This window comes from Campylobacter showae, assembly GCF_004803815.1.
GTDB classification, from domain to species: domain Bacteria; phylum Campylobacterota; class Campylobacteria; order Campylobacterales; family Campylobacteraceae; genus Campylobacter_A; species Campylobacter_A showae.
This window is the reverse complement of record NZ_CP012544.1, coordinates 1,734,959-1,756,945: the sequence shown is the minus strand read 5'-3', so window position 1 is coordinate 1,756,945 and position 21,987 is coordinate 1,734,959. Positions and strand designations below refer to the sequence as shown.

Sequence of the window (21,987 nt, the reverse complement as noted above, 5' to 3'; positions counted from 1 at the left end):
GATAACTTATGAAAAAGATTGCTCTTGCTTTAGTTGCTGCTACTGCGCTTTTTGCCGCTGATTCAGCTTACAATTACGAACTAACTCCGACAATAGGCGGTGTTCATCCTGAAGGAAATTTGGGAACAAATGAGCAGTCGGCTATCGGTTTAAGAATCGGAAGAAACCTTGAGAATTTCTTTATAGACCACGTAGAACTCGGTCTTAGCCACACTAACAAGATAAGAGAGTATGGCGTAGACGGAAAGGCTACTAGATATTTCGTTAATGCTATTAAAGATTTCGGCCTAACTGAAAAACTATCTCTTTATGGCTTGCTTGGTGCAGGTTATGAAGATGTCTCAAAAAAATTCGTCAAAAACGATGACGGCGGCTTTGGTCAATACGGCCTTGGTTTGAGATATCAAATTACCGATAACTTTGCTCTACGCGCTGAAGCGGTAGATGCTATTAAATTTGAGCATGCGGATCACAACCTATTCTATACGCTAGGTTTTGCAGTCGGCTTTGGTGCTAAAAATGCTCCTGTAGTAGCTGAAGTGGTTGAGGTTAAAGAGCAAGCCGTCGTAGTGCTTGACGACGATAACGACGGCGTTTTAAACGATGTTGATCAATGCCCAAATACACCGGCTGGGGTAGTAGTTGACGAGACTGGATGCGAGAAAGTTATCGTTCTCAGAGATATCGGCGTAAATTTTGCATTTGATAGCTACAAAATAACTCCAAAATATCTTGAGGAGATCAGAAAAGTAGCTAATTTTATGGGCGAAAACCCAGGCTACCGCGTAGTTCTAAGCGGACATACAGACAGCGTTGGTGCTGAGGCTTACAACCAAAAACTATCTGAAAAAAGAGCAAACGCAGTTGCTAAAGCTCTTGAAGAACTTGGCGTAAGCGCAGACAAGATCACTACTGTAGGATACGGCGAGCTTAAACCTGTCGCTTCAAATAAAACAAAAGAAGGACGTGCTGAGAATAGACGCGTTGAAGCTAGATTTAACAAATAATTAGCCTAGCTTAATAATGCATGGACGAGATTAAATTTGAACTTATTTGGTCGTTAATCTCGTCCTATTCTTTAAAAATCTTAGGCTCTATCGCTATCTTGCTTATCGGCAAATGGCTAGTAGCTAAAATCTCAAATCTTATATCAAAATTAATCATTTCCTCTAGACTTGACGAAACTCTTTCGAGTTTTTTACTAAATATCATCAAAACGCTTCTCATGGCTTTTGTAATTATAGCTGCGATCGCAAATTTGGGCGTAGAGACATCTATGTTTGTTGCTGCGCTAGGTGCCATCGGTCTTGCTATCGGTATGGCGTTTAAGGATACTTTTTCAAACATTGGCGCAGGATTTTTGATAATATTTTTTAGGCCGTTTAAGCTCAAGGACCATATCGAAGTCGCAGGCGTACAAGGCGCAGTCAAAGAGATCAATATGTTCAGTACTGTTTTACGCACGACCGATCATAAAACCATTATCATCCCAAACGGACGCATCATAAGTAGCAATATAATCAACTTCTCAAAAGAGGGCACTAGACGCGTCGAGCTCGTGTTTTGCATAGATTATAAAGACGATCTAAAGCTTGCAAAAGAGATTATTTTAAGTCTGGCTGCCGAAAATAAAAAGATCTTAAAAGAGCCAAAGCCGTTTGTCGGCGTCGGAAGCCTGGGCGAAAATAGCGTAAATTTGACCGCTAGATTTTGGTGTGCGAGCGATGATTTTTCCGACGTGCAGTTTGCTATGCTAGAGAGCGTTAAGCTTGCATTCGACGCCCAAGGCATCTCTATACCATCGCCGCAGCTTAGCATCCGCTATCAGGATAAAAAACAAGACAATCAAATTTGATTTGCCAGGCTGTGTAATTCTTTCTTCTATATTTTTGCTCTTTGTTGTGCGGCATGTTGTAGATTGAACTTATGCTTATGTCCTATTTGGTTCTGTGGGGTAAATAGATTAAATTTGGTCCAAAATAAATACCGCACAAGCCCTTTAAAAATGTACAAATTTTGACGTAGTCCTTATCTGCCGCATTGCAAAAATTAAATTTCACCGCTTTCGCTAAATTTAAAATCTAATTCATATTTTAAAGTCAAATTTGACAGCATAAACATTTTAAAAAATCTTTAATTTCAGCGTCTTAGAGTGCAGTCGTATAAAATTTAGTCCAAAGCCAAAAAGCATAAATTTAAAAATCAAAAATTTACAAAAGCTATCTTAAGACAAATTTTAAAATACAAAAAGTAAAATCAAAGTTTATTAAAACGTAAATTTTGGCTTGAAAATGCCGTCAAATTTGCAACATTAAAATAAAAAACGAAAGAAGTAAAATGAAAAAAACCATACTTTTTGACCTCGACGGTACACTCATCGACTCGACGCCTGCGATCCTTGACGGATTTGGTGCGGCGTTTCTCGCTCACGGCGAACCCACGCCAAACCCTGAAGCCGTCAAGGCTCTAGTCGGCCATCCGCTTGATTTTATGTTTGCCGGGCTTGGCGCTCCGTCGCATCTCGTGCCTGATTATATCGCCGTGTACAAGGCACGATACGAGCAGATTTTTTTAGAACAAACATCGCTACTTGGGGGCGCGGCGGGTGCGTTAGCGCTTGCTAGCGAGGTTGCGGACGTTGGCGTCGTGACGACGAAAACGTCGAAATTTTCAGTCATTTTACTTGAGCACTTGGGCGTTATGAAATTTATCAAAACAGTGATCGGCAGAGACGACGTAGTAAATCCAAAACCGGACCCCGAGCCCATAAATAGGGCTCTTGAGCGCCTAGGCAAAACGAGCTCGCAAGATAAGGCGAGCGCCTTTATGGTTGGCGATACGACGATGGATCTGGAATCGGCGAAGCGTTCTGGTATCGCGGGCGTCGGGCTAGTTTGCGGCTACGGCAAGGAGGCAGATTTGCGCGAGCATTCAAATTTGATCTTTCAAAATGCATTTGAAGCGGTTAAATTTATAGCCGGCAGATGAGCTTAGCCTGCTACCGTGCCAGTTAAATTTAGCAACCAAAGCCTATATCTGGCTTACTAAACTACTGTTTTGGCATTTCGCTACGGTTAAAATTTAGCCGCTCGTGGGATAAAAATTAAGTCAAATTTGCGGCAAGCTCGCAAGCAAAAAGGCAAATTTGACTTATGTGCGTGTGCTTTCTTTTTTAAAGTACTCGAATTTATCGATTATATCGAGATAAACACTGTCAAAATCAGCGTCTAAGATCTTTTTTGATGTAATTCGTTGTTTCCCATATTATTTTTTTGCCAATCCGCATCCCAATATTTGACGACGTAATTTCCTTTCCAGTGCGGGTTTTCCTCTGCTAGCCAGGCAGGCTTGTCCGTTTTCCAGGCACCATTCCAATAATACCGGTAATCCTCCGCCTCCCCTATGCTCATATAGCAGATCACGAGCCGCTTCCCGCCGTTGTGTTTTGTTTTAAGCTCCCGTATTTTGGACGCGGTGTAGGCTTTTTCGAAGTGAAATAGATCCGTTATCATGATATCGTAATCCATATTTTTGAGCGTATCGATAAGCTGGAGTTTTGTAGAAAATTTTTCGCTGTTAATCAGATACAAAAAGTTTTTGGCATCTGCAACCGTGTTTATATCTTTGGCGTTTGCGTTATACTGGGCGCTTGGATACTTTGGAACGGCGGCTAGGTTGCTTTTATCCTCCGCAAAAGAAAGAAAACCGTTTTTTTATTGCGCCAATACGAGGCGTTTACGTCGCTCGCGGCCAAACAATAATCGGTAACTAACACCGCAAGCCGTTTTGCGAGTAGAGGCGGCAGAGCTTAAGCTGTCGGCGGGAGCGGGTTTGTCGTCGCCTGAATATCCGTAAAACTGCGACTCGGCACCCACAGCTGAGATCGCGCCTAGGTAGTCCTGCTGCAGCTCGCCGCTAGCCGAGCCGTTATTGGTAGTGAGCTCAAGCCCGTTTTGCGGGATGACGATAAAGTTTTTATCAAATTTTTGCCGTATTGCGAGATGGTGATGACGAAGCGGCGCATATCCTCGCGGTAGTCTGTCGCGGGTTTTGCTTCGCCTGCATGATTTTTATTCGTGCTATTTTCAATCGCTGCAGCGCAAAGGCATAAGACGAAAAACGCGGCTAGCGGATAAAATTTACGCGTAGCTTCTTTGTTTTAAAATTTAGCGGCTAAATTTTAGCAAATTTATAAAAATCGGCCGTCAAATATTTTTTGATTGTAGCTCAAATTTGGGGCTTTGGATTATTAAATTTAATCATTTTTGAAAATGTAAAGCGGCGGATTAATGATAGATTTTGGAATTTAGCTCTATAATAAAAGATTTTTAAAAAACATAAGAAAATTTAAGGCGGAAAATGGCTAAAATAATGAAAACTATGGACGGAAACGAGGCTGCGGCGCATGCGGCTTACGCATTTACGGAGGTTGCGGGCATCTACCCGATCACTCCTAGCTCGCCGATGGCCGATTACACCGATATGTGGGCGGCTCAGGGCAAGAAAAATTTATTCGGTATGCCGGTTAAAGTCGTCGAAATGCAAAGCGAGGGCGGGGCTGCGGGTACCGTACACGGCTCGCTGCAAGTTGGCGCGCTAACTACGACATACACGGCTTCGCAAGGTCTTTTGCTAAAAATCCCAAACATGTACAAGATCGCCGGCCAGCTGCTACCCGGCGTCATCCACGTGAGCGCGCGCTCTATCGCGGCTCAGGCGCTTTCTATCTTTGGCGATCATCAGGACATCTACGCCTGTCGCCAAACGGGTTTTGCGATGCTGGCAAGCGGCTCGGTGCAAGAGGTCATGGATATCGCCGGCGTCGCGCACTTAGCGGCGATCAAGGGTCGCGTGCCGTTTTTGCACTTTTTCGACGGATTTCGCACGAGCCACGAGATACAAAAGATCGAGGTGCTTGACTACGCGCACTTTGATAGGCTTCTTGACCGCGAGGCGCTGCAAAAATTTAGGGACGAGGCGCTAAGTCCCGAGAGCCCTAAAACTCGCGGTACGGCTCAAAACGACGATATTTACTTTCAGACGCGCGAGCTAGCTAACCGCTACTACGATGCGGTGCCTGATATCGTGGCCGAGTATCTAAAAGAAATTTCAAAAATCACGGGACGCGACTATAAGCCGTTTAATTATTACGGCGATCCGCATGCTACGCGCGTCGTGGTCGCGATGGGCTCTGTCACGCAAACTCTAGAAGAAGTGGTCGATCACCTACGCGCAAAGGGCGAAAAAGTAGGCGTGCTAAAGGTGCATCTATACCGTCCGTTTAGCCTAAAATACCTCTTTGACGTGATGCCTGAGACGGTAGAAAAGATCGCCGTGCTAGACCGCACGAAAGAGCCAGGAAGCCTCGGCGAGCCGCTATATCTGGACGTCAAGGCGGCATTTTACGGACGTAAAAATCAGCCCGTGATCGTGGGCGGTCGCTACGGCCTAAGCTCAAAAGACGTCGATCCTGCTCAGATGCTAGCAGTCTTTGAAAACCTAAATTTAGAGGGGCCTAAAAACGGCTTTACCGTCGGCATCGAGGACGACGTGACCTTCACCTCGCTAAAAGTCGGCGAGAAAATTTCTCTAAGCGATGCAAGCGTGAAAGAGTGCCTATTCTACGGCCTTGGTGCGGACGGTACCGTGGGAGCGAATAAAAACTCAATCAAAATCATCGGCGATAAAACCGATCTTTACGCGCAGGCGTATTTTGCCTACGACAGCAAAAAATCGGGCGGCTACACGCGCTCGCACCTGCGTTTTGGTAAAAACCCGATCCGCTCGACCTATCTCGTCTCAAATCCGCACTTCGTAGCTTGCTCGGTCGCGGCGTATCTTGAAATTTACGACGTCATAGACGGCATCCGCGAGGGCGGGACGTTCCTGCTAAACTCGATCTGGGACGCCGAGCAGACGGTTGCCAAACTGCCGAATAAAGTAAAGAAAATTTTGGCCGCTAAGAAGGTAAATTTCTACATCATCAACGCCACGAAGCTAGCTCGCGAGATCGGGCTCAAAAATCGCACGAATACCATCATGCAGTCGGCTTTTTTTAAACTCGCAGACATCATCCCGTTTGCCGACGCGCAAAAATACATGAAAGAGTACGCGCACAAAGCCTATGCTAAAAAGGGAGAAGCGATCGTAGAGATGAACTACAAGGCCATCGATATGGGCGCGGACGGGCTAGTTAAGGTCGCGGTCGACCCTAACTGGGCAAATTTAACCGATGACGCCGCTAGCGAGGAAAAATACGTAGGCGATGAATTTATAGAAAAAATCGTTAAACCTATCAATGCCGCCAGGGGCGATAGCTTGCCTGTTTCGGCGTTTGTGGGCTATGAGGACGGACACTTTAAATCAGGCACCACAGCCTACGAAAAACGCGGCATCGGCGTGATGGTGCCTAAGTGGATCGAGGAAAACTGTATCCAGTGCAATCAGTGCGCCTTCGTCTGCCCGCACGCGGTCATCAGACCGTTTCTAATCGATGAAAACGAGCTCGCCGCTGCGCCGCAAACCGTGCAAGATCACGTCCTAGACGCCAAAGGCAAAGAGGTAAAAGGGCTAAAATACAAAATCCAGGTTAGCCCGCTTGACTGCACGGGCTGCGAGCTGTGCGCTCAAATTTGCCCGAGCAAGGAAAAATCGCTCGTAATGGTACCTCTAGCCGAGGAAATGGAGAAAAACGAGCAGGAAAACGCCGATTATTTATTTAAAAAAGTAACCTACAAAGACGACCTGATGAGCAAAGATAGCGTCAAGGGCGTGGGTTTTGCGCAGCCGTTGTTTGAGTTTCACGGCGCGTGCCCCGGATGCGGCGAGACGCCTTATATCGGGCTTGTGACGAGACTATTTGGCGACCGTATGATAGTGGCAAACGCGACCGGTTGTAGCTCGATCTACGGCGGTAGCGCGCCTTCGACGCCTTATACGACGAACAAAGACGGCAAGGGCGTAGCGTGGGCGAACTCGCTATTTGAGGATAATGCGGAGTTTGGCATGGGTATGAATGTCGCAGTAGAGACGCTTCGCCACCGTATCGAGGATGTGATGCTACGCACAAAAGACGCCGCACCAAACGCTCTAGCCGCGCTATACTCCGACTGGATCGCGCACAAAAACGACGGCGAGAAAACGACGCAAATCGCTAAAATTTTAACGCCGATTTTGGAGCAAAATTTAGACGTAGAGGGCGTGAAAGAAATTTTAGAGCTAAAAAGATACCTCGTCAAAAAATCCCAGTGGATCATCGGCGGCGACGGCTGGGCGTACGATATCGGCTTTGGCGGTCTTGATCACGTGCTAGCTAGCGGCGAGAACGTAAACGTACTCGTACTTGACACCGAGGTCTACTCAAACACCGGCGGCCAAAGTTCAAAATCAAGCCGCGCAGGCTCGATAGCGCAGTTTACCGCTAGCGGCAAGCCGATGCAGAAAAAAGATCTAGGCTACATCGCGATGACCTACGGAAATATCTTTGTCGCGCAGATCAACTCAAACGCGAGCCAAGCAAATACGATAAAAGCCATCGCCGCAGCCGAGGCCTACGACGGTCCGAGCCTCGTGATCGCGTATTCGCCGTGTATCGCGCACGGTATAAAAGGCGGCATGGCACTCTCGGGTGATCAAGGCGAGCTAGCGACTAAGTGCGGCTACTGGCCGACCTACGTCTACGATCCGCGCCTAATCAAAGAGGGCAAGAATCCGCTAAAAATGACTTCAAAAGAGCCTGATTGGTCGCTTTACGAGGAGTTTTTGCTAAACGAGGTTCGCTACAACTCGCTTAAGAAAACCAACCCTGAGCACGCAGACGAGCTGCTGGCTAAAAACAAGGCCGACGCGCAAAGACGCTACCGCCAGCTAAAACGCCTAAGTCTAGCCGACTTTAGCGATGAGGTCGAGTCTAGCGCGGAAGCTCAGGCTAACGAAAACGCCGAGTAAGGCGAAAATTTCTCTCGCCTAAATTTGACGGGCGAGGGAAAATATCTGTAAATTTAGCCGCTCGTTTGGGCGGTTAAATTTACTTTCAAATTTGAAAAATGCCGAAAGCATGGCAAATTTAAAAGGTGCAATATGAGCCAAACCCATCCTTTTAAACCGATTTTTGATGAAAATTCTAAAATTTTAATCCTCGGCTCGTTTCCTTCCGTCGTTTCTCGTAAATTTGGCTTTTACTATGCAAATCCGCAAAATCGCTTCTGGCAAGTATTGGCCGGGATTTTAAACGCACCGCTACCTGAAAGTATAGACGAAAAGATAAAATTCCTGCTCGCTTACCGCATCGCTATCTACGACGCTGCGATATCCTGCGAGATAAAGGGCTCGAGCGACGCCAAAATGACCGCTGTCGAGCCCGCAAATTTAGAGCCGATCTTTAGCGGAGCGCGCGTCGTGCAGGTATTCGCAAACGGCGGCAAGGCACACGAAATTTGTGAAAAATACTTAAAAAATCAAATTTTAAACGCAACCGGCAAAGAGCCAATCAAACTACCCTCGACTAGCCCGGCAAATGCAAATTTTAGCCTTGAAAGGCTCGTGCAAGAGTGGCTGAGTGTGGTGGATATGTTAAAAGATGGCGAATTGGTTTAGTAATTGGTATTTTGCACAAATAAGGTCATATGTTATTTGTATATATCATTTATAATAAATGAATTTATAATTTGAAAGTATGTATCTTGCATTTTAATAAAATCGTTTTCGTTATTGGAAGCAAACATAATTGAAATCTCATAATTTTTATAATATGTAATATATGCATTGTTGATAGATGCCAATTGCTTATTTAATCTTTTGCCAGTAGAAACATAAATCATATTGGTAGCTGGTAAATTTTCTATATATGTTAATTCACACTTAAAAAGTTTTGATGGCATATTGTTTGAATTTAAGTTATTTATCACTAAATCGCAGTAACTAAGTATATTGCTTTCATCTAATACAAATTCCTCAAACACGTCTCTAACTATTACCATTATAATGTCTGATGGGTTTTGGGGGTTAAGAAATTTCAATGCTACATTTGGGCGATAAGTTTCTTTTGAAACGTAATTATTTGGTATTTGAATACTTAAATCAAGCCCTTTTGCTTTTGGATTATTTTTGGTATTGTAGGTGGTAAAGCCTTCCATAGAAAACAATATATTGGTTAAGAAGAATAATAAAAAACAGCATCTAAACATGGATAACTCCCTAAATTTATTTTAGTATTACATAATAAAACTTATTTAAGAATTAAATTCTATAAATTTTATTTTGCAATAAATTTATACTTAAATACTATATTGTTATCTTAATTTTTATTTAGTAGATTTTTACGTTCATTAAAACTAAAAATACAAGGCTAATTTTTATGCAGGCTTCATCTTAAATTTAGTTTCAAATTTTAAAATTACCTAATTTAAACAAAATAGGAAAACCATGAGAATCCTAAAATTTCTATTTTTACTTCCGCTTCTAGCCATCGGTGCGCAAGCTCTAGAGCCAAAAGTCGTAATAAAGCCCGAAGCGATCCTAAAAAACGGGGTTTACTACGTAAACGGCAAGCTCTACGACGGCACGCTAAAGATGCTTCGCTACAGCGTCGAGGACCTATATGACGTAAATGCGATGGGCATGGTCTATCCGAGGCTAAAACCTCTGCCGCCCACGCTCATACGCGAGATAGACGTAGAGGGCGGCACGGCGGTGCGATATAGAGACTATTTTGACGGTAGAGACAAACCCTCAAACGAATACCCCCTAAAAAACGGCGTCCGCGAGGGTACGGCTAAGCACTACCACGCAGATAGCGGCGCTCTGATGGGCGAGAGCGAGTACAAAAATGACGTCCGCGACGGGCGCTACCGCCGCTACTATTTTGACGAGGGCGGCGCGTTAAAGCAGGAGGGCGTTTTCAAGGCGGACAGGCGAGAGGGCGTGTTTACCGACTATTACGCTAGCGGCGAGGTTAGCGCACGCAGCCCCTATGTGGGCGGGCTACGAAACGGCGAGGACATCGACTACTACAAAAGCGGTAAAATCCGCGGTGTGCGAACCTACAAAGAGGGCAAGCGAGAAGGCGCGGAGACGTGGTACTACGAAAGCGGCGCCGTGGAGGAGACGGGCGAATACAAAAACGACCACAAAAGCGGCGTTTGGAAGCGATTTTACAAAAACGGCAAAACGCGCGTGGTAGAAACCTATAAAGACGGCGAAAAGGACGGCGTCGCGCGCGAATACTACGGGGGCGGCAAGCTACGAGGCGAATACGAGTACAAAGACGGTCGCCAAACGGGCGCGGGGCTGGACTACTACGAGAGCGGGGCGCTGGCTGCAAAGGTAATGTTTAAAAACGGGCGCTATCACGGACTGTACGAGGAGTATCACGAAAACGGCAAGCTAAAAGCCAGGGTGATGTTTGAGGACGGGTTGGAGGTCGGCGAGGCGCGCCACTACTACGCAAACGGCAAACTAGAGGCCGAGGGGGAGTTTGAGCGCGGCAGGCTCATCCGCGCCAAAAAATACGACGAAGCAGGTAAGCTAATCAGCGATAAGTCAGATAAAAACGGACTGCTGAGGGAGTAAATTTAGCTAAATTCGCGTGGCTGATTCGCGTCGTTTAAATTTGGTTTTGAGGCCATGATTTTTGGCTTTGTGCCGCTTTGGCGGGAAATCTGGTGCGCAAAGCTCAAAAAAGCGGCGAAGCGATAAAAATCCGCGAAATCTTATAAATTTTGCCGTGCTTTCGGGTAAATTTCGCCCGCGCAACGTGCAAATTTCTAGGTAAGCAAGACGAGGCGCTTATGGGGCAAGTGAACAGTGATGTTTACAATAGTGGACGGCGCAATATGTATGAAATTTTACGGTAAAACGCAGTTTTAGGCACTTGCGGGCGTAAAACGGAGGTGGCTTAGGTGCCAAGCTCGCATAAAAAAACGCCGAAGCGGCTCTGGCAAAGCGCGCCAAAAACGTAGGCGCGAGACTTGCGGACGCGAACGGGTAAAATTTGCAAACGTTTTTTCTTGCAAAAGGATAAAGCTCTGCTAAACCGCAAAGGCCGTAAATTTAATCCGCCCGCGCGAAGTAATCAAAACGCCGCTTTGAGCCGATAAAATTTACGCGCCAAAGAGAAATTTTACTCGTAAATTCGGATCGCAAGCGCCGAATTTAAGCTCTCTTCATTTAAGCTATCTTCCTAGCCGAACGTTTAAATTTCCTTTGTAAATTCGGCCTCATCGGCTCGTTAAATTTAGCGCATTTATTTCGTTAAATTTGCCCTTTCGCGGCGGACTAAATTAAATTTAGAGCAAATTTAATTTAAAACCGTAAAATCGCCGAAATTTAAGGAGCAAATATGAAAAAAATCGGCCTAATCGGCGGGATGAGTTTTGAGTCTACGATAACGTATTACGAGCAAATAAATCGCAAAATAAACGAGCGTCTAGGCGGGCTAAGCAGCGCGGAGATACTGCTAAGCAGCGTAAATTTCGAGGAGATCGAGGTCTGCCAACGCGAAAACAGATGGGAGGACACGGGCGAAATTTTGGCGCGGCACGCGATGATTTTGCAAGGCGGCGGGGCTGATTTTATCTTCATCTGCACAAACACGATGCACAGGTGCTTTGACGCCGTACAAAGCGCCGTTGGCGTGCCTGTGGCGCACATCGCGGATGCTACGCTAAAAGCGCTAAAAAACGCAGGCGTCGCCAAAGCGGGGTTGCTCGGCACCGTCTATACGATGACGCAGGATTTTTATAAAAGTCGGTTGATAGAGGGCGGCGCGGAGGTGCTTTTGCCAAGCGCGGTGGATATGGCGGAAGTAAATCGCGTCATCTTTGAGGAGCTTTGCTACGGCAAAATCGCGCCTAGCTCAAAGGCGAATTTCTTGCGCATCATCGAAGATTTTAAGTCGCGCGGCGCGCAAGGAGCGATACTTGGCTGCACCGAGATAGGCATGCTGGTATCGCAGGCGGATACGGATGTGCGGCTTTTTGATACGACGCAGATACACATAGATGCGGCGGTAGAGGCGGCGCTGTCGTAGTTTTTAGACGCAAAGGGGTTAAATTTACTCCGCGTCTTTAGATAAATTTGCGTAAATTTACGGTTTGCGGGGCATTTTACTTTTGGCACTACGATTTTTAATCGTATTTTTAGACCCGCAAACGATAAATCTTATAAAAGGTAAAAGCAAGAATGGGTAAAATGTGGAGCAAACAGCGTTAAAAACGCTGTTTTAGCAGATAGAAACATAAGGAAAAATAAGAACTAAAAACGCAAAATTTGCAAAATTTAGGTTTTTTGCATTTTAAAAGCCAAAGCTTCAATTTGCCTCAAAAGCTTCAAAAACAGCTTCAAAATCCCTTTAAATCACGCCTTTTTTGACATGCGCCGTACCCTATGATAGCGCAATTTTCTAAATTTTCGCCGTCTATCAAGGTAGGCTCGTATTTTTCATTATCCTAAAATAGAGCTATAGCCTTCGTTATCAGGTTTTTCTAAACGCTTGACGAATGCGTTGCCGCCGTAGTTTATGACGTGTGCATTGCCGCTTTTGCCGTGCTTATAAAAAGAAGTTTGTCGTTAGAGATATCGCAACTCTTAAATTTGCGCGCCTTAATTTCGCCGATATTTAACGAGATTTGGGCGGTTTTATGCGCTGATTTCTTGGACCTGATCAAGTAAATTTAATAAACGTTACGAATTTCTACTTAAATGATAACAACTCTCATAACTAAGCTGTTTTTTAGCTAATCTATTTTATAATAATCACAATCAAATAAACAGGAGCCCAAAATGTCAGTTTTAGTTATCGGAGCCGACGAGATAACGCCTATAAAAGCAGTCCTCAAAGACCTCGGCGCAGAAGCGATCGAACACTGGGACGCGCGCAACGAAAACCGCGTAAATCGCAAACCGATCCCGCAAGATACCGAGTGCGTCGTGATGCTAACCAGTTTTCTAAACCACAACACGATGAAAACGATAAAAAACCAAGCCAAAAAGCGCAATATCCCGATCGTCTGCGCCAAAAGAAGCGTCAGCTGCGTCTTTAGCGAGTATTGTAAAGTCTTTGGGCTAGATAAGGAATTTGGATGTTGCAAGGTAAAAGACTAATAGATGAAATTTGGCTTTTTATCAGGTATTGGAGAAATAACTCCAAGTATTTTTTCAGGGCTTGACGCGGTAAATAAAGCCCGAATTTTTATAAATTTATACAACTGTTGTGCCGGACGCGAGCTAAAAATCCCTCTAGTTTATGCGTATTCGGGCTTAAATTTGGAGAAAATTTTTCTAAAACGCATCGATGATCTGTGCGCTTTTAAAAATCCTAGCCGAAGTAAAATTTCAAGCTTTTGTATCGCCTCAAACGCCGTTATCTGCGCCTATAAATCAGGCAAATTTGACGCCGTCCCGCCGCTAGCCGTCTCTCCCAAGCACCCGGCCGCCAAGCTAATCGTTATGCTAAAATCCCAAAACGGAATATGTTTTGACGCAGACATAATGTTTTCTCAGTTTGTTTATGATAAAATACGCGCCAAACATTTTGATAAAAACGTTTATTTTCAAGACGGGATTATCTTTGCGGAGCAGGGCGGGCGCAAGCTTTTCGGCGTTATGCCGTGCTTTAAAGAGATAACAAAAGAGCGGTTTCATCTGGCTAACTGCGAGATCGCTAGAGGCTTTGAGGCGCTTAGCGGCGGAGAGTTTGACAGGATGTTTATCGTAGCTCCGAGAAATGCGAATTTCTCGCGCTACATCGAGGTCAGACGGGAGTGCGGATGCGGCGGATCGCTGCGACTGGTGCCCTACACGATAAGTCATCATATTTTTTAAAGGAAATTTAAATGATAGGTATCATTTTTGGAAGCAGTATGGGAAATACTGAGGAGGCGGCGAGCTTTTTAGCCGAGAATTTGGGGCTAGAAAACGAGCTTTTAAACGTAGCAAACTGCGACGCGGCTAAGCTAAACGGCTTTGACAAGCTGATTTTGGGCGTTTCTACCTGGGGTACGGGCGACTTGCAAGACGACTGGGACGCGTTTGATTTTGGCGGACTAAAGCTTAGCGGCAAGACTGTTGCGATATTTGGCATGGGCGATGCCGAGAGCTATGCGGATAGCTTTTGCGGCGCGATGGGCAAGCTTTACGATGAGGTCGTAAAAGCCGGCGCAAACGTCGTGGGCGCAGTGTCCGTGGACGGATATAAATTTGACGAATCAGAAGCCGTAAGAGGCGGTAAATTTGTTGGTCTGCCGCTTGATGCCGATAACGAAAGCGAAAAAACCGAGCCTAGAATCAGCGCTTGGATAGAGCAGATCAAACCTCATTTTGCTTAAAATTTAATACTTCTAGTCGGGCTTTTTGCCCGATTTTTCAATCCTAACAAAAACCATTCCAGCTACTAAAATCCAATCTTTTAAATTTCAGTTTTCTTTAAAATCTTAAAGGTAGAATTAAATTTATTTTTTAAATTTAGGAGAAAGTATGGCGTATCAAGAGGAGTATTGGCAAAACTTTTATGAAAAAGCATGGGCGACAAGGGCTAAATTTATGGATGAGTGCCTAAAAAACGGACTCAATAGCTATCAAGCCGTAAAAATGCTAGAGAAAAAGGAGCGGCTACACGAGTTAAGTTTGGATAACGTTACAAACGAGATGGTTTGGGAGAAGCGAAAGCTTTTTAGTACGAATGTTTTAAGATTCGTCGAAATCCCGGTTGCTAGACTCACCACTAGACAAGGAGCTGAGCTAATCGTACCTTTTCACTCGTCGTTTAACTTCTATGATATGCTGATAGATATCATCGACGAGACGGGGCCATATGATAGTATCGTGGAGCTTGGCTGCGGATACGGTCGAAATTTGATTGAAATTTTTTATAGGGGCGGACCGACGGATGTGCGGTATTTTGGCGGAGAATTTACCCAAAGCGGCGTAGAAATCGCTAGCAAACTAGCCGCCGCAACGCCTAAAATGAATGCTAAGTTTTTCCATTTTAATCACCTAGAGCCTAGTCTTGAAGGGTTAGATTTAGGTAAAAAGGCCCTTGTTTTTACATGCCACTCTATCGAGCAGGTTAAGGAGATCCCGCCGCATTGGTTTGACGTAGTGGCAAACGCTGCGGATTTCGTGCGCTGCGCTCATCTAGAGCCGTTTGGATTCCAGATAGAAGGAGCAAACGACGCCGTTAGCGAAAGACAAAGAGGGTTTTTTAAAACTCAAGGTTGGAACGTAAATTTTGCCGAGACTTTCTTTAATGCTGCAAGACGAAACGTTATCGCTATAGACGATGCCATCGCCGATATCGGACTTTCTCAAGATCCTATGAATCCAGGCTCGCTAGCATTTTGGCATACAAATAAGTAGATGATCGGCTAAAAATTAACCAAAGCTGCCGCTCTTATGGTTGCGTTTCTTTGGCCATCGGCTTAGTAAATTTACGTAAATACAAATTTAGATCAAGCCGTGGCTAATAAAAATTTAGCTAAAATCACGCCGAATTTATGTTAAAAATAAGGAGAAAGTATGCCTCTACTAGATAGTTTTTGCGTCGATCACGTGAGGATGAACGCACCCGGCGTGCGTCTGGCAAAGACGATGAAAACGCCAAAAGGCGACGATATAAGCGTGTTTGATTTGCGTTTTTGCAAGCCAAACGAGGAAATCTTGCCAGAAAAAGGCACGCACACGCTAGAGCACCTGTTTGCGGGTTTTATGCGCGATCATCTAAACGGCGAAGGCACCGAGATCATAGACATCTCACCGATGGGCTGCAGGACGGGCTTTTATATGAGCGTGATCGGCGTGCCGAGCGAGGAGGCGGTCAAGGCCGCGTGGACGGCGTCTATGAAGGATATCCTAGGCGTTAAAAACCAAGAAGATATCCCCGAGCTAAACAAGTACCAGTGCGGTACGTACAAGATGCATTCGCTTGATGAGGCGCACGCGATCGCAAGTAAAATTTTAGAGCGCGGGCTAATTACGATAAATAACGAAGAGATCGCGCTAGACGTCGCTGCGATGGGGCTTAAAAACACTAATTGATCTTTAAATTTAGCCGCCGTTCGTGCGGCTTTTGCTCTAGCGGCAAATTTGAGCAAATTTCAAATTTGACCCAGTTTGCCGCACTCTTGCTTCAAATTTTACCATTTTTAATATACAAAATCCGCTTCGTAATAAAATATAGTGATGTAATTTTAAGCCACAAATTTATAAAATTACATTAATAATTTTTCTTAAGGAAGTGCGATGAAAAGTTTTAAATTCGTTTTGGTCGCGGCCTGTGCGGCGGCGATAAGCTTAAACGCCGAGATTTTAACAAAGACTACCGAGATATCGCTAGACGGTAAAAAAGTCGGCAAGATCGAGGTTTTAACGCCGGTTGAGGTCGTCTCTAAAGACGGTGCAAAGGCCAAAATAAAGGTAAAAGGCGCGGTTTCGGCAAACTACCTAGCTCAGATACAGCGAAGCGTCAAAAACGCCGAGATTTTCACGGTTTTTGATGCCGAGAGCGAGGCGAATTTTAAGAAAATAAAAGAGGTCGAGGACGACTACGGTGAGCTTTGGTATGAGGTCGAGGGCACGTACGAGGTCGCCGCAGACGCGCTATATAAACAAGCTCAGCAAAAGTACGAGGAGACCTGCTCTGCGTGTCACCGTTTGCACGAGCCAAACAGTTTTACGGCGGCTCAGTGGCCGGCAAATTTGCAGTCGATGATCGATACAAACTACGTCGCGCTGGAGGAGACGGAGCTAAATTTGATAGTAAAATACCTGCAGCATAACGCAAAAGCGGTAGAATAGGGCTTTGTGCGGTTAGCGCCGAGATCAAATTTGCTCGCCGCTTAAAATGTAAAATTTAGCGACGTTTGTTCTTTAAATTTAGATTTTTGGGATTTTATACTTTTACGGTGGCAAATTTAACGCTACTAGCTTAAATTTGCCTGCATTTTGCTTGCCGCGCAACCACGTTATTAAGAGATTGGCGAGCGTGACTAAACAAAATACGGTTTTAAAAAGCAAATAAGGGAAAAAGTTGCCCGACCATGCAGATGTCACAAACATAGGCGCGCTTTGGGCGAGTATAGGGAGTGTATACTTCCGCTCACGGCAGGGGTCTTGCTCCTGCGATCAGTAAATAAGGGAGAAACCGATGAAAAGACGAGATTTCATCAAATTTTCGGCCTTGGCGGCTACGGCTGCGCAGGCTAGTAGGATAGAGGGCGTCAAACAGACGATTTTTGATAACAAAAAGGTGTTCGGCGCAAACAGATTCGGCCCGTTTTGGGCAAATTTAAACTCATCGCAGATCGTTTCTGTTAGCGATTTTGAGGGCGATAAATTTCCAAATACGATGAACTACAGCCTGCCTGATTCCGTGCAGAACGAAAACCGCGTGCTCTATCCGATGGTGCGCAAAAGCTATCTAAAAGCAAAAGGCGCGGCAAAGAGCGAACTGCGCGGCAAAGAGGAGTTCGTGCGCGTTAGCTGGGATACGGCGCTTGATCTAGCCGCCAAAGCCTTAAAAGAAAACTTCGATAAATACGGCGCCGAGGCGATATACGGCGAGTGCTACTGGTGGGGCGGCAGCGGTAAGGTCAGCTGGGGTCGTACTGTCGCGCACAGGATGCTAAAAGTGCTAGGCGGTTACGTGGAAGAAAGCGGCGATTATTCGACCGGAGCGGGTCTAGTCATCATGCCTCACGTGCTAGGCGGTAGCGCGGTTTACGACGCGCCGACGAAGTGGAAAGCCATCGTCAAAAACGCTAAAAACGTAGTATTTTGGGGTACCGATCCTATCGTAACCAACCAAATCTCATCAGTCCCTCCGACTCACGACGGCTACTTAGGCATGCAGGAGCTCAAAAAATCGGACATCAAAACCTATAGCGTAAACGTCATGATAAACGACACCGCGCGCTACTACGGCAGCGAAAACATCATCGTACGCCCAAATACCGACACCGCGCTCATCATCGGCATGTGTCATTATCTGTTTACGAACAACCTATACGACGAGGAATTTATCAAAAAATACACGGTCGGATTTAATAAATTTAAAGACTACTTCCTCGGCACGCAGGACAAAGTCGTAAAAGACATCGAGTGGGCGAGCAAAATTTGCGGCGTACCTGCTGGCACGATAGCGCAGTTTGCTACGCGTCTAGCCAAAGAGCCTACGACCGTACTGATCGGTCGCGCGTTACAAAGAGCCGATCACGGCGAGCAGCCTTTCTGGGCGCTAGTGGTGCTAAACGCGATGCTAGGACACGTGGGTAAAGAGGGGCTTGGATTTGAGTTTAGCCTAGGATACGGCTCTGCAGGCGCTACGGACAAGATCGCTCCGGTGCTAAAAGGACTAAGCACGCGTATCGACGAGAAATACGAAAACATCGATGGCGCGCCGTGGAAAACGACTAAAAACATCACTATCCCGTCCTCTCGCAGCATCGAGGCGTTAGAGCATCCCGGCAAAGAGATCGACTACGACGGCACCAAGATCAAGCTACCTCACATGAGAGTGGCATATATGGCCTCAGGCTCGATGTTTACGCGCCATCAGGACGTAAACAACATCGTAAAACAGTGGCGTAAATTTGACACCGTTATCACCGCCGAGCCATACTGGACTAGCACCGCAAAATTTAGCGACATTGTGCTGCCGGTAGCTATCGAGGTCGAGAGAAACGACATCAACCAAACGGGCTCAACAGGCGAATACATCGTAGCCTATAAGCCTGCGATAGAGCCGATGGGCGAGAGCAAGAGCGACTTTTGGATCTGCGAGCAAATTTGCAAACGCTGGGGTAGAGGCGAGGTATTTAGCGAGGGCAAGGACGAGCTAGGCTGGATGAAGGAATTTTACGCCGACGCGGCCGAGCAGGCTAAGGGGTTAAATTTAACCATGCCTAGCTTTGAGGAATTTTACGAAAAAGGCTACGTGAGATTTGAAAAAGACAACACTGAAACCGAGCTATATACGCGCTTAGCGGCATTCCGCGAAAATCCGGCCAAAAACCGCCTAGGCACTCCGTCTGGCAAGATAGAGATCTACTCGCCGACGATAGCGAAGATGAACTACGCCGACTGCCCGCCGATGCCTACGTGGATCGAGCCAAAAGAGTGGCTAGGCAACGCGACGAAAAAATACCCGCTACACGTCGTTAGCCCGCACTCTCGCTACCGCTTGCACAGCCAGCTAAACAACTCTATCATTAGAAATTTCGCCGAAGTTAGCGGCAGAGAGCCGGTTTTAATAAATCCAAAAGACGCCAAAGAGCGCGGTCTAGCTACGGGCGACGTTGCTCGCGTATTTAACGACCGCGGCGAGATACTAGCTGGCGTACTAATCACCGATATCGTGCCTGAGCGCGTCGTAGCTATCTGCGAGGGCGCGTGGTACGACCCGGAAATTTGGGGCGAAAAGAGCCTCTGCCAACACGGCTGCGTAAACGTGCTAACCTTTGACAAAGGTACGTCCAAACTCGCGCAAAGCAACTCGGCTCACACCGTGCTTGCCCAAATCGAGAAATTTAAAGGGGAGATTAAACCTATAACAGCGTTTTCAAAACCTAAAATCTTACAAAGCATTTAATGCGTCGTCTCGCGAGTGCTTTTGAGAGAGATTTGAAATTTTAAGTCTGCGGCAGACTATTTGTCTAGCCTTGACTTAAAATTTCTGCACAACTCTCAAAATCATCTCGCGATACTTCCGCTTGTCTTTTTATGCTCAAATTTGCAGTTTGTTGAATTTGAGCGTAAATTTGCTTCTTTCGTATCCGTCAAATTTGAACTTAAATTTTGCACGGATTAAAAACTCTGCTAAAATTCGCTCAAATTTAACACAAAGGCCGCGCTGTGCAAATCCCGAATTTGATCCAAAATTTTATCCGCAAACGCATCGTTTCAGAGTCCGTTTTGCTGCCGTTTTTCTATCCTAATGAGGGCGAGTTTGAGAGCTTTCAGGAGGGATATAGGCTCGCTAGCCGCAAAACTGGCGAGGAGCTAGCAGACGATACGCCAGGACAGTGGCGCAAGAGCTGGCGGGTCATCGCGCGTAACGGCATGGACGATCCGTTTTTCGTGGATTTTGCCCTCGGGGGCGCCTCGCCCGTGTATTTTGCCTATCACGGCGTGGGTTCGTGGGAGCCGATAAAGGTCGCGGACGACATCGTTAAATTTGAAGAAATTTTAACCGCACTTGCCGCACTTGAGGCGCCTTGCTCGCTTGAAGCGATTGCGCCGCTTACTGATTTAAACAACGAATTTTACCGCGAGCTGGCGGACGATTACGGGCGGAAAGATGAAGCGCGCGCGGAGCCCGAATATAAATATTTCAGCGTTTTTATCGAGGATCTGGGTTCGGATAAGGTAAAAACGCTCGTGTTTTTAAAGAAATTTTTTGACGACGAGAGCTTTGCGGCGACCAAGGAGAGGGCGCAAAATTTGCCGCTTTGCGTATTTAGCGGCATAGAGGAGCTGGCGATATCGATACAAGATGAGCTCGCCTCGCTTGGGGTTAAATTTAACTCCCGCGAGATATCTTTTAGCGAACTTATCGCCCGTCATGGCTAATTTATCCAAATTTCGCTATCATACGCGGCATTTTTTAAAAAGGATAAATATGAAAAAATCACTGCTTTTCGTCGCGCTTTGCGCTTTTGCCGGACAACTTGCGGCTGCTGAGATGCCTGCTGCTTGCGAGGAGTACAAAAAGGTTTCTTACGACTTTATCGATTCGATGGCAAAACAAGCCCAGGCTCAGGGTAAAAAGGACTTTGACGTCGCTGCGACGAAAAAAGAGTTTGAGGCCGACTACGCGAGCATAAAAAAGATGAGCAAAGAGGAGCAAGAATCTACGTGCAACCAAGGCATAGCCGAGGTAAAAGAGCTTGAAAATATGCTAAAAATGATGGGAGCGATAAAGTAAATTTAAGCGGCTTCGGCTTATTTACGCCCCCAAAATCCGCGTTTAAATATCAAATTTGAGCGCGGATTTAAAAACTATCTAAATTTCACAAAACTATCACTCAGGCACGCAAATTTCGCCGCGCCGCATTGCCTTTACCGTATAAAAGCCCACGATACCTATAAAAATACACAAGATGGCAAAACCGGCCGCTCCCGCAAACAAGAAAAACTTAATCCCGTTAAACTCAAACGCTCGCAAAAACGCGATGCTAGCCGCAGCCGTCGGGAATGTAAACGCCCACCACGAGAGGAAAAATTTAAGCCGCAAAAAGCTTTTAAACATAAAAAGGATGAGAAGCGCGAAAAATAGCGTGATGTAGAGCATGATCTTTGCCGTCACGTCAAAGCCGCCGGTGAGCTTGACGTAGTCTAAAAACGCCATCGCAGGCGGCGCGATCACGATAAAAAGCGTCGGGATAAATTTCTGCGGCATCTGATCGTGAAAGATGATGCGGTAAAACAAAACCGCAAAAAGCACGGGCCAAAAAAATATCCCGATCGCAAAGTAATACCACGCAAGCTCGCTTGCGGCGGGCGCTGCTAGCGGGACGAAGAGGTTGCCTACGATCGGGATGAACCACGCGGGGTTTGAGTGCGCGATCTGGACGTTATTTTTGATCCAAAAGGAGACGACATGTAGCGTGATAAAGGTCTGAAACGTTACGCCCATGCAAAAAAGCGCGTCGTAAACGGGCGCGAAGTCCCGCCAGAGTGAGGCGACTAACAGCGTGCCGATCGAAAATGCGGCGAAAAAATTTACGCGCACCGGGTGGAAAAACTCCGCCTTGCAAGCCTGCGGGTATTTTATCAGCTTTGCCGCGTAACAAGCGCAGATGAGAGCGTAGGCTAGGCTCGCCGCGGCGCGCAAAATCTCAAAAACCGCGCCTGAAATATCAAAGATCAAATTTAGCCGCTCGTACGCGAGAGCTAGTCCGCCAAGCCCCATAACTACTGTGTAAAACATTATGGGGAAGTGCTGCAGCCAGCTTGGTTTTTCGTCCTGCGTTTTCATAATTTTTCCTTGTTTTT

At 46.0% G+C, this 21,987-nt stretch carries 20 protein-coding genes; 16 read left to right on the top strand and 4 right to left on the bottom strand.

From position 1 onward, the window contains the following. Nucleotides 1-8 precede the first annotated feature (8 nt). From CSHOW_RS08650 to CSHOW_RS08640, 3 genes are all read left to right on the top strand, one after another. Nucleotides 9-1,007: an OmpA family protein gene (locus tag CSHOW_RS08650; protein ID WP_002949138.1), complete on the top strand. Its 999-nt coding sequence runs from the start codon at nucleotides 9-11 to the stop codon at nucleotides 1,005-1,007. A gap of 20 nt (nucleotides 1,008-1,027) precedes the next feature. Then, on the top strand, nucleotides 1,028-1,855 hold the full coding sequence (locus CSHOW_RS08645; protein WP_002949139.1) for a mechanosensitive ion channel family protein: 828 nt from the start codon (nucleotides 1,028-1,030) through the stop codon (nucleotides 1,853-1,855). A gap of 482 nt (nucleotides 1,856-2,337) precedes the next feature. Beyond that, nucleotides 2,338-2,988, top strand: a complete 651-nt coding sequence (locus tag CSHOW_RS08640) for an HAD family hydrolase (protein ID WP_002949145.1) — start codon at nucleotides 2,338-2,340, stop codon at nucleotides 2,986-2,988. Nucleotides 2,989-3,227: 239 nt separating this feature from the next. Here CSHOW_RS08640 and CSHOW_RS08635 read toward each other — a convergent pair whose 3' ends face one another. After that, nucleotides 3,228-3,527 (bottom strand): endo alpha-1,4 polygalactosaminidase, encoded by a 300-nt coding sequence (locus CSHOW_RS08635; protein ID WP_157753475.1) that lies wholly within the window; start codon nucleotides 3,525-3,527, stop codon nucleotides 3,228-3,230. Nucleotides 3,528-4,359: 832 nt separating this feature from the next. Here CSHOW_RS08635 and nifJ point away from each other — a divergent pair. Continuing rightward, complete coding sequence (nifJ, locus tag CSHOW_RS08630) at nucleotides 4,360-7,947, top strand: pyruvate:ferredoxin (flavodoxin) oxidoreductase (RefSeq protein ID WP_002949153.1); 3,588 nt, start codon at nucleotides 4,360-4,362, stop codon at nucleotides 7,945-7,947. An 18-nt stretch (nucleotides 7,948-7,965) separates the two neighbouring features. On the opposite strand, the gene CSHOW_RS10565 is transcribed toward nifJ, so the two are convergent. Continuing rightward, a complete protein-coding gene (locus tag CSHOW_RS10565; protein ID WP_002949156.1) occupies nucleotides 7,966-8,088 on the bottom strand; it encodes a hypothetical protein in 123 nt (40 codons plus the stop codon). Between CSHOW_RS10565 and CSHOW_RS08625 the strand changes: the two genes are divergently transcribed. Then, entirely contained in the window at nucleotides 8,080-8,595 is a 516-nt protein-coding gene (locus CSHOW_RS08625) for a DNA-deoxyinosine glycosylase (protein ID WP_002949159.1), read from the top strand. The two genes, CSHOW_RS10565 and CSHOW_RS08625, sit on opposite strands and share 9 nt — an antisense overlap. Before the next feature lie 32 nt (nucleotides 8,596-8,627). Here CSHOW_RS08625 and CSHOW_RS08620 read toward each other — a convergent pair whose 3' ends face one another. Next, nucleotides 8,628-9,185 carry a hypothetical protein gene (locus CSHOW_RS08620; RefSeq protein WP_039895360.1) on the bottom strand — a complete coding sequence of 186 codons (558 nt, stop codon included), beginning with the start codon at nucleotides 9,183-9,185 and terminating at the stop codon, nucleotides 8,628-8,630. A gap of 238 nt (nucleotides 9,186-9,423) precedes the next feature. Here CSHOW_RS08620 and CSHOW_RS08615 point away from each other — a divergent pair, with 238 nt between their 5' ends. The 11 genes from CSHOW_RS08615 to CSHOW_RS08565 all read left to right on the top strand — a co-directional run bounded on the left by CSHOW_RS08615 (nucleotide 9,424) and on the right by CSHOW_RS08565 (nucleotide 20,917). Next, nucleotides 9,424-10,569, top strand: a complete 1,146-nt coding sequence (locus CSHOW_RS08615) for a toxin-antitoxin system YwqK family antitoxin (RefSeq protein ID WP_002949163.1) — start codon at nucleotides 9,424-9,426, stop codon at nucleotides 10,567-10,569. 769 nt (nucleotides 10,570-11,338) lie between these two features. Continuing rightward, a complete protein-coding gene (locus CSHOW_RS08610) occupies nucleotides 11,339-12,028 on the top strand; it encodes an aspartate/glutamate racemase family protein (protein WP_002949169.1) in 690 nt (229 codons plus the stop codon). A 752-nt stretch (nucleotides 12,029-12,780) separates the two neighbouring features. Further along, nucleotides 12,781-13,101 carry a DUF2325 domain-containing protein gene (locus CSHOW_RS08605; RefSeq protein WP_002949171.1) on the top strand — a complete coding sequence of 107 codons (321 nt, stop codon included), beginning with the start codon at nucleotides 12,781-12,783 and terminating at the stop codon, nucleotides 13,099-13,101. Between the two features lie 3 nt (nucleotides 13,102-13,104). Then, nucleotides 13,105-13,821 carry a hypothetical protein gene (locus CSHOW_RS08600; RefSeq protein WP_002949172.1) on the top strand — a complete coding sequence of 239 codons (717 nt, stop codon included), beginning with the start codon at nucleotides 13,105-13,107 and terminating at the stop codon, nucleotides 13,819-13,821. An 11-nt stretch (nucleotides 13,822-13,832) separates the two neighbouring features. Beyond that, nucleotides 13,833-14,324 carry a flavodoxin FldA gene (fldA, locus tag CSHOW_RS08595; protein WP_002949173.1) on the top strand — a complete coding sequence of 164 codons (492 nt, stop codon included), beginning with the start codon at nucleotides 13,833-13,835 and terminating at the stop codon, nucleotides 14,322-14,324. A gap of 148 nt (nucleotides 14,325-14,472) precedes the next feature. After that, on the top strand, nucleotides 14,473-15,354 hold the full coding sequence (locus CSHOW_RS08590) for a class I SAM-dependent methyltransferase (RefSeq protein ID WP_002949180.1): 882 nt from the start codon (nucleotides 14,473-14,475) through the stop codon (nucleotides 15,352-15,354). Nucleotides 15,355-15,513: 159 nt separating this feature from the next. Further along, nucleotides 15,514-16,032, top strand: a complete 519-nt coding sequence (gene luxS, locus CSHOW_RS08585) for an S-ribosylhomocysteine lyase (protein WP_002949181.1) — start codon at nucleotides 15,514-15,516, stop codon at nucleotides 16,030-16,032. 204 nt (nucleotides 16,033-16,236) lie between these two features. Beyond that, the gene (locus CSHOW_RS08580; RefSeq protein WP_002949183.1) at nucleotides 16,237-16,791 is read left to right on the top strand and encodes a hypothetical protein; all 555 of its coding nucleotides are present in this window, start codon (nucleotides 16,237-16,239) and stop codon (nucleotides 16,789-16,791) included. 349 nt (nucleotides 16,792-17,140) lie between these two features. Then, nucleotides 17,141-19,582, top strand: a complete 2,442-nt coding sequence (locus CSHOW_RS08575) for a molybdopterin-dependent oxidoreductase (RefSeq protein WP_002949185.1) — start codon at nucleotides 17,141-17,143, stop codon at nucleotides 19,580-19,582. A gap of 263 nt (nucleotides 19,583-19,845) precedes the next feature. After that, nucleotides 19,846-20,562 carry a hypothetical protein gene (locus CSHOW_RS08570; protein WP_002949187.1) on the top strand — a complete coding sequence of 239 codons (717 nt, stop codon included), beginning with the start codon at nucleotides 19,846-19,848 and terminating at the stop codon, nucleotides 20,560-20,562. A gap of 49 nt (nucleotides 20,563-20,611) precedes the next feature. Continuing rightward, nucleotides 20,612-20,917, top strand: a complete 306-nt coding sequence (locus CSHOW_RS08565) for a DUF5339 family protein (RefSeq protein WP_002949188.1) — start codon at nucleotides 20,612-20,614, stop codon at nucleotides 20,915-20,917. A 96-nt stretch (nucleotides 20,918-21,013) separates the two neighbouring features. On the opposite strand, the gene CSHOW_RS08560 is transcribed toward CSHOW_RS08565, so the two are convergent. After that, a complete protein-coding gene (locus CSHOW_RS08560; protein ID WP_002949189.1) occupies nucleotides 21,014-21,970 on the bottom strand; it encodes an SLAC1 anion channel family protein in 957 nt (318 codons plus the stop codon). Nucleotides 21,971-21,987 lie beyond the last annotated feature (17 nt).

Coding starts and splice junctions, on each gene's coding strand:
- CSHOW_RS08600 (WP_002949172.1), top strand. CDS start 13,105: ATGAAATTTGGCTTTTTATCAGGTATTGGAGAAATAACTCCAAGTATT.
- CSHOW_RS08590 (WP_002949180.1), top strand. CDS start 14,473: ATGGCGTATCAAGAGGAGTATTGGCAAAACTTTTATGAAAAAGCATGG.
- CSHOW_RS08640 (WP_002949145.1), top strand. CDS start 2,338: ATGAAAAAAACCATACTTTTTGACCTCGACGGTACACTCATCGACTCG.
- CSHOW_RS08575 (WP_002949185.1), top strand. CDS start 17,141: ATGAAAAGACGAGATTTCATCAAATTTTCGGCCTTGGCGGCTACGGCT.
- CSHOW_RS08560 (WP_002949189.1), bottom strand. CDS start 21,970: ATGAAAACGCAGGACGAAAAACCAAGCTGGCTGCAGCACTTCCCCATA.
- CSHOW_RS08565 (WP_002949188.1), top strand. CDS start 20,612: ATGAAAAAATCACTGCTTTTCGTCGCGCTTTGCGCTTTTGCCGGACAA.
- CSHOW_RS08620 (WP_039895360.1), bottom strand. CDS start 9,185: ATGTTTAGATGCTGTTTTTTATTATTCTTCTTAACCAATATATTGTTT.
- CSHOW_RS08645 (WP_002949139.1), top strand. CDS start 1,028: ATGGACGAGATTAAATTTGAACTTATTTGGTCGTTAATCTCGTCCTAT.
- CSHOW_RS08615 (WP_002949163.1), top strand. CDS start 9,424: ATGAGAATCCTAAAATTTCTATTTTTACTTCCGCTTCTAGCCATCGGT.
- CSHOW_RS08605 (WP_002949171.1), top strand. CDS start 12,781: ATGTCAGTTTTAGTTATCGGAGCCGACGAGATAACGCCTATAAAAGCA.
- CSHOW_RS08580 (WP_002949183.1), top strand. CDS start 16,237: ATGAAAAGTTTTAAATTCGTTTTGGTCGCGGCCTGTGCGGCGGCGATA.
- CSHOW_RS08610 (WP_002949169.1), top strand. CDS start 11,339: ATGAAAAAAATCGGCCTAATCGGCGGGATGAGTTTTGAGTCTACGATA.
- CSHOW_RS08635 (WP_157753475.1), bottom strand. CDS start 3,527: ATGGATTACGATATCATGATAACGGATCTATTTCACTTCGAAAAAGCC.
- CSHOW_RS08650 (WP_002949138.1), top strand. CDS start 9: ATGAAAAAGATTGCTCTTGCTTTAGTTGCTGCTACTGCGCTTTTTGCC.
- luxS (WP_002949181.1), top strand. CDS start 15,514: ATGCCTCTACTAGATAGTTTTTGCGTCGATCACGTGAGGATGAACGCA.
- CSHOW_RS08625 (WP_002949159.1), top strand. CDS start 8,080: ATGAGCCAAACCCATCCTTTTAAACCGATTTTTGATGAAAATTCTAAA.
- fldA (WP_002949173.1), top strand. CDS start 13,833: ATGATAGGTATCATTTTTGGAAGCAGTATGGGAAATACTGAGGAGGCG.
- nifJ (WP_002949153.1), top strand. CDS start 4,360: ATGGCTAAAATAATGAAAACTATGGACGGAAACGAGGCTGCGGCGCAT.